At 64.9% G+C, this 2,629-nt stretch carries 2 protein-coding genes; both read left to right on the forward strand.

The window, feature by feature from the left end:
* Positions 1–695: hypothetical protein (locus QZX79_RS10440; RefSeq protein WP_294568222.1), on the forward strand; the 695-nt coding region annotated here is incomplete at its 5' end.
* On the forward strand, positions 692–2,485 hold the full coding sequence (locus tag QZX79_RS10445) for an FAD-dependent monooxygenase (protein ID WP_294568223.1): 1,794 nt from the start codon (positions 692–694) through the stop codon (positions 2,483–2,485). The genes QZX79_RS10440 and QZX79_RS10445, both read left to right, overlap by 4 nt.
* The last annotated feature ends 144 nt before the right edge of the window (positions 2,486–2,629 follow it).

The following is a 2,629-nucleotide window of genomic DNA, read 5'->3' on the forward strand; positions in this document are numbered from 1 at the left end:
ACCAGACTACTCCTCCAACGTATCCCGACATGCCGTGGGCGCAGCTGATCGAGCCGCTGGTAACGCCGTTCCTCGGCTTCGGCACGTACGAAGAGGTATACGCTACCTACGGCAAGGCATTCTTCTTGGTCTACGTGCTCTTCTTGCTCGGTCTGGTGGGCCTGCTCGTCCGGGTGGGTGAGCATACCGGCCGGTCGGGCATGTGGGGCTTCGGGCTCGCGTTCATCGGGCTGGCGATGAACCTCATCGGCAACGTCGGAGATTACTGGCTCGGGCGGGAGGTGCTCGGTCAACCGCTTTGGGGGATGTCGTTCGCCGTGGGCACCCTGCTGGGAACGCTCGTCTATGTGGTTGGCTCGTTTATTCTCGGGTGTGCCATCCTCCGAACGGGTGTGTTACCCCGTTGGGGCGGCTGGACCCTGATCGTCGCTCCGACGCTCGGCATCATGTCGGGATTGCTGGTGGTAGTACACCTTCCCAGCGCGCTGGTTCTGCCGGCAGGTCTCGGCTGGGTGCTGATAGGGCGCGCGCTCTGGACAGAAAGGCCCGCATCGGCGCGGCAGCCGCCGATCCTCGAGAGGGTCGTCGAGAAGTCGTCTTCACCGATGACACGCGAAACCACACCGGCAGCAGAACTCGAGCACGGAGGCATGCCCGCGGCGCAACCCGAGCGTAAAGGAGGCACGACGTTATGAGAGCCACGGCGCGACGCGAGACGGACGTCCTGATCGTCGGCGCGGGCCCGACCGGCCTGACGCTGGCCTGCGAGTTGCTCAGGCGCGGCGTGGGCTGCCGCGTCATCGACAAGGCCGCTGCGCCCGCGACGACCTCCCGCGCCCTGGGTCTCCAGCCGCGCACCCTGGAGCTCTTCGACGCCATGGGCATCATAGATCGGGTGCTCTCTGCGGGGGGGCCGGTGACCGATGCTAACCTCTACGCCGGAGACCGGCTGCTCCTCACGCTCAGCGCGGCGGGGCTCCGGGACCTGGACACGCCCTATCCCCGGCTCTGGATCACGCCCCAGACCAGCGTCGAGCGCCCCCTCATCGAACGCCTGCTCGAGCTGGGCGGCACGGTCGAGCGCCACCGCGAACTAACCAACTTCCAACAAACGGGCTCCCGCGTGGTGGCAACGGTCAGACACGGCGACTCCGACGCGAGGGAAGAGATCCACGCCAACTGGCTCGTCGGCTGCGACGGCGCCCGCAGCCGGGTGCGAAAGGCCCTCGAGGTCTCCTTCGAGGGCGGTACCTACGAAGAGAAGTTCCTGCTGGCCGACGCGGACCTGGACTGGACCCGGGAACGCGACCGGACCCACACCTGGTTCCCACCGGACGGGATGTTCACCGTCTTCCCCCTGCCGGGCAGCCCGCAATGGCGCATCTTCGCCGTCTTGGAAGACGAAACTACGCCGCCGCTCTCGCTGGAGCTCTTCCAGAAACTCCTCGGTGAGCGCACCGGGGACGTCGAGACCACCCTCTCCAACCCGACCTGGATGTCCGAATTCACGATCAACCGCCGCATGGTGGACCGGTACCGCACCGAGCGGGCGTTCCTGGCCGGCGACGCGGCCCACGTCCATAGTCCATTCGGGGCCCAGGGGATGAACACCGGCATCCAGGACGCCTACAACCTGGCCTGGAAACTCGCGCTCGTCGTACAGGGGGGAGCGCCCGAACGCCTCCTCGACACCTACGAAGAGGAACGCCTGCCGGTCGCCCGGCGGGTGCTCACCCAAACGGACACGAACACCAGGATGTTGCTCTCCGACAACCCCGCCATGCGCTTTGTGCGCGAGCACGTCCTGACCCTGGACGTAGTCCAGGCCTATGCTGCCCGGCGCTCCTCGCAACTGTTCATCAACTACCGCACCTCATCGCTGTCACGGTCGCACGGCGGAAAGTTGACCGGGAATACGTTAGTGCGTGATCGCGGAGGCGAGCAGGCCGGGCTCAAGGACCGGCTCCGTTTCCGTGGCGGACCGCGTGCTGGGGACAGGGCCCCAGATGGGCGTTGCTTTCGGGCGACCTCTCGCGAGGAGACGAGTCTCTTTCAGGAGTTCCGCGGAACGAGCTTCAATTTGCTGCTCTTCGATGGGATGGCCCACACCCAAACGGGCTATGCAAACCTCCTGGAGATAGCGCGACGCGTAAAAGAACTGTTTGGCGAATTGGCCAAGACACATGTGATCGTCAGCGCCGACAACGCACCGGAACAACCGGATCTAGACGGCTCGGTGCTGCTGGATGGGCCGCGTTCGCTGCACGATCTGTACGGCGCCGGTTCGCAGTCACTCTACCTCATCAGGCCGGATGGCTACGTCGGCTTTCGCAGCCAGCCCGCCGAGGTGGAGCCGTTGATCGAGGACCTCCGAAGCAAGTACGCAAGTGCTTTGGGCGGCGAAGCCACCCCGTATCGACAAGGAACCAAGAAAACCGTCGAGCGGTATCGCCGCGACACCGAGTGCGAGAAGGCAGGTGCATGAGGGAGGAAAGGTAACGGAGGCATACGCCAGACCACATAACGTCTCGAGGAGGTCCGAAGTGACGACGCAAAATGTTGGGCCGGAAGGCGAACGGATGAAGGGATATCCGAACGCGAACCATCCAAAGGTGAACCCAGATGCGCA

The organism is uncultured Arthrobacter sp., assembly GCF_902805515.1.
Classification (GTDB): domain Bacteria; phylum Actinomycetota; class Actinomycetes; order Actinomycetales; family Micrococcaceae; genus Arthrobacter_D.

Coding starts and splice junctions, on each gene's coding strand:
- QZX79_RS10445 (WP_294568223.1), top strand. CDS start 692: ATGAGAGCCACGGCGCGACGCGAGACGGACGTCCTGATCGTCGGCGCG.